General features: G+C 35.0%; 3 protein-coding genes. All 3 read right to left on the bottom strand.

The features are described 5' to 3' along the window. Positions 1-1,119: IS1634 family transposase (locus tag ASJ81_RS09120; protein WP_245859991.1), on the bottom strand; the 1,119-nt coding region annotated here is incomplete at its 3' end. Positions 1,120-1,900: 781 nt separating this feature from the next. Continuing rightward, the gene (locus ASJ81_RS09115) at positions 1,901-3,499 is read right to left on the bottom strand and encodes a NosD domain-containing protein (RefSeq protein WP_095644201.1); all 1,599 of its coding nucleotides are present in this window, start codon (positions 3,497-3,499) and stop codon (positions 1,901-1,903) included. Positions 3,500-3,946: 447 nt separating this feature from the next. After that, positions 3,947-4,102: a DUF1328 domain-containing protein gene (locus ASJ81_RS09110; protein ID WP_095644200.1), complete on the bottom strand. Its 156-nt coding sequence runs from the start codon at positions 4,100-4,102 to the stop codon at positions 3,947-3,949. Positions 4,103-4,606: the final 504 nt, after the last annotated feature.

Here is a 4,606-nt window from a genome sequence, read left to right as displayed (position 1 = left end):
TTTTTTAACTTTTTTCAAATCTACTTTTTCAAACACAATAGAAGGGAAATCTGCAGTCCATTTTTCTGCTGCTTTTAATGCATCTTCTTCACAGAAGAAGTCCTCTCCTACCAGTTTTTTAAGCGACTTTTCTGCTTTTTCAAGTTCATTTTGAAGCTTCTTTCTGAGAGTTATCTCTTTCTTTTCTTTCATTTTATGAGAAAGCAACAAAACCCACTTTTGCTTGACTCCCCCATAATCAACAAAGGTTTGATAAAATGAGTATCTTTCATCGCTTTTCAGTGGCTTCAGGTTTAGATTTGCAGTTAGCAGTTCCTTTGCCTCATTAATTGTTGCAGGAACACGACTGATCCAGAATGACTTTCCTATATTATTGATATTATTGTCAGTGTAAAAGGAACTATCAGCGACATAGTACACTTTGCTTTCAGGACTTAAAGCTGATTTGAGAGACTTTATTGCTTCCAGAATTGTGCTTTTGTCGGAAGCATTCCCTGAATGAGTGTTCATAAAAAGGGGTATTCCATGCTGATTTACAATCAAACTTAGCACAAATTGTTTGAGATCCCATCTTCCGTTTTTGGGAATTCCAAAAGTGATATCAATAGACTCCGTTTCTTCGTCTTGATAATCACCATAAACGCTGACACTTGTAGTGTCAGCGTGTAAACAATGGACAGGAATAGGTAGACGAGCCATAATATGAAGAACAATTTCCGTAAACAGTTTTGTAGGACCATACTTTACGATTCTGTCAAGAGTTTCTCCGATAGCATATTGATTCAGATCTTCTCGTGTTACACCTTCTCCAAAAAGTCTTTCTATAGAAATATTCCTGAAAAAGTCAGGAAAAAGGTATAGACGTTGACCTATGAAACCAAGACCATTGAGTACCATGGCAAGGATGCAGACTGAGTGAGGAATCTTGTGATCCCTTTCCTTTGGGAGTTTCTCATCGATCAGTTTGTCAACTTCAAGTTCTCGGAAAACTCCAGCAATGAGACCAAGGTGACCTAAAAATCTTGTACGTTTTATTTCAGTCGAATACCCCGCTAGCTTGCTGCGGGGATGGAAACTTCCCCGGTAACCGTTGATAATAATAAAATTTCTCAATTCCATTTTCGATTACTAACTTCTGCTCACACTAAATTGTTTAGGGTTATTATTTCCTTTAACGGAATTTTGAGCGGTGGCGCGAACATACCCCGTTGCTTGCAGCGGGGTGCGCCAGCGCAACTTTGATTGAGGATTCGACTAGTCGACTGTTGTTTTTGTCTGCCATGGAAAATCAAGAAAAAAGATGTGAGAATAATTATATTAACTTATATGTTTACCTGCCGAATCTAGGTTCATAAATATCACTATTAGTGTTTAATTAATTTTAAAGCTTCCTCAAAAATATTTAAACTGATACATACCGATATATGAAAATTATTCTAATTTGAGTACCATATAAATGTTTATTCATTAGTACCGGATAAATAAAAAATCTTCATCAGTATGAGGAAAATAAAAATTTGGAATACTCTTCAATTTGACTTACAAAGCTATGAAAAAAGAAAGTAAAGGTTTAAAACCTTAGCTTGTCATTTAATTTTGTAAATTCCGTTAATTAATTCTCATTTTTGCTGGATTAAATTACTGCTTTATTCGACTCTGGTCCAAAATCCAGTGATTTTTGCATTTTTCGATTGAAACACTGAATTTGCGGGAAGAATTCTTTCTTCTATAAACTCACTATTCGATATCTAAAGACTTCAATCAAGAGGATGTATTCAAAGGATTGTGTCCATTTTCAAAATCTAGTGATTTTTAATTCTACGTTCATCACTGGATTTTGGTACTGAGTCCTTTATTCAGTTCATTTATTGTTTTTACTTGATTCAACTGTCGCTTTCATTTAATTCCCTGGTTTTTCTTTTCTGTACAGGAACACAGCAAGCAGGGAAACTGCTCCATAGACGATTTCAAACCCTGGAGCATCTGTTTTATTTTCAAGTGCATACTCAACACTTGAAGTATTTATTCCTGTATTATCTTCTCCATTAAGGTTGACACTTGAAGTGTTTATCCCTGCATTATTTTCTCCATTAAGGTTGGAATTTGAAGTGTTAAGGTTGGAACTTGAAGTGTTTGTTCCTGAATTATTTTCTCCATTAAAGTTAGCGCCTGAAGTGTTTATTCCTGCATTATTTTCTCCATTAAGATTGACAACTCCAGATCCAGATTGAGAATCAAGTCCAGCATTGGTTATGTTATCGGAACTCTCATTTGCGCTTGTTGAATTTTCGATGGTTTCAGGATCTTCGCTTGTATTGTTCACGGAACTATTTTCAACAGGATGGGTAACAATTACTGCGGCAGTTTTTGAATCTGTTCCGTTTTTATTTGTAGCGCTGAGGGTAATAGTGTAAGTTCCGATCGTCGTGAACACATGAACCGGATTTTCCTCAGTAGAGTCAATTTTCCCATCACTTTCAAAGTCCCAGCCCCACGAGTCTGTGTTTTCGGACAGGTCGGTAAACTGGACTGGAAGAGGAGCAGAGCCATCACTATTGTTCATTTTGAAGTTTGCTACCGGAGGTCCGGACTGTTGTTGTTTGGAAGACGAAATCAGAGGTAACTGATCAGAGTAGATGCTTTGTGAGATCCTGTATTCGGAATCCGCAATTCCGTCTCCATCTGCATCGACTGCAGTATCCGAAAAACCTGTACCTTCAGGTTCTGCCCAGAAATTACCTCCAAGGTAGGAACCGCCGACAATATTCTCGCCTTCGGTCTTTGCCGTATTGTAGGCATTTCCGACTCCATTTTGAATCTCTGCATTGACGGTATTGTTGAAATTGTTATTATAAATCAGATTGTCGTCACTCTCTGGGCAGACGAAAAGGCCGTAAACATCGTTTGAGGATATGTTATTACCTGTAAGCGTGTTACCATCCGAAGTGCTGATATGAATGCCAGTGTCTTTATTATCCAAAGCCGTATTTCCGAAGATGGTATTATTGGTCGAGGTCGATAACAAGATCCCATTCTCTTCATTATTTGCAATCACGTTATTTGAGAGCTTATTGCCTTTTGAGTTCAAGAGATAAATTCCATAACCGTTGTTCAGGATTTTATTATTTTCAATGATGCAGTTATTGCATTCTGAGAGATAGATTCCTGCATAGCTGTTTTTTGTTCCTGTAATCTCAAGTCCACTAATTTTTACGTTATTAGCTTGCAAGGAGATTACATGATTGTCTGAGCTCTTAGCCGTAATTATTGTGTCATCAGGATTCCCGGATTCCGAGGATATTACAAGGTTATTTTTGTCTATTTTGATATTCTCGGTATAGATTCCGGGTTTTAAGATTATTACGTCACCTGAGGCTGCATTATCCAATACGGTTTGTATCGATTCTCCAGGCTGGACGTAAACCTCAGCCGCAGCTCCGATACCCGAGCCTAATGTTATGAGAAGAAAGACTACCAGTAAAATAGCTAACCTGTTCAATTTGATTCCCCAGTACATTCAAAGTATGGGTGATACTTCGATTAATTAACCGAAAATTAATATAAAGGAATATAAGTATATTGGTACAAATTATAATATGTTTATAATTCTAATACTCATTTAAGAGTATAATTTGTCAAATACTTTTTAACTTGTTCAATCAGGATTAACATTACACAAAGTAGGTTAAATTAATCAAAAAAGCTCGATATAACTAATGTAAAAAATCCTAAAAGTAGGGAATGCTGAAAAATTAATTAACATGCACTCATCTTAATTAAAAAAGAAAATAAACTAATTGATTTTTTAATATGCCTGAGAAAATTATAATTAGACAAAAGTATTTAAAAAGTAATCTGGCTTTGACTCTTAGAACTATTACTCTCTATCACCTCAAGTGCATAGTTATCTTCTTGAACCAGTGTTAACTTCGTTAAAAGGCTACCGTCATAACAGGAACGAGATAATTGCAAGTATAATAAAGATTATGACGAGCCACTTTGCAATCTCCATTGAGAAACCGGCAATTCCCCTTGCACCCAGTATATATGCAATCAATGCTAATATTAGAAAGACTACAGCAAGTCCTATCAAGTCCGGCATATATCACACCCCTAGTGATTATTTATTTAATAAATCAATTATTAGATTAAAGGTATTTATAATTTGACTGTCAAAGTAAGTCACTTACTCATAAATGGACATCTTTTTTTTAATTGAAATAGTTTCTTTTAAGATACAAATCATATTCTAAATCTTTCCTCTTTATCACAATGAAACGGCAAAAGATCTTGTACTTTCACGATTTTAGCTGTTTAAGTTGAAGTGACAGGATAAATATACAAACCCGTATCTTTATAAAATCGAGTTTTTGTCTCTCTTTGAAAATGGAAAAACTAAGCTTAAGTGAGTAAAGAAAAATAAGATAGATAAATACAAACAAATAAATAAAAATATAAAAGTAAATGATAAAGAAGTGAAAGATAAAAAAGTGAAAGGTAAAGAAGTGAAAGATAAAAAAGTGAAAGGTAAATAACTTGACATTGTCAAATTAAGGAATGATTCAAATATAACTTCAATTTTTTACCTGTGGAATTGCTCTATAAT

The organism is Methanosarcina spelaei, from assembly GCF_002287235.1.
Taxonomy (GTDB): domain Archaea; phylum Halobacteriota; class Methanosarcinia; order Methanosarcinales; family Methanosarcinaceae; genus Methanosarcina; species Methanosarcina spelaei.
Note: the sequence above shows the minus strand (reverse complement) of the source record. Positions and strands in the feature narration are given on the sequence as shown.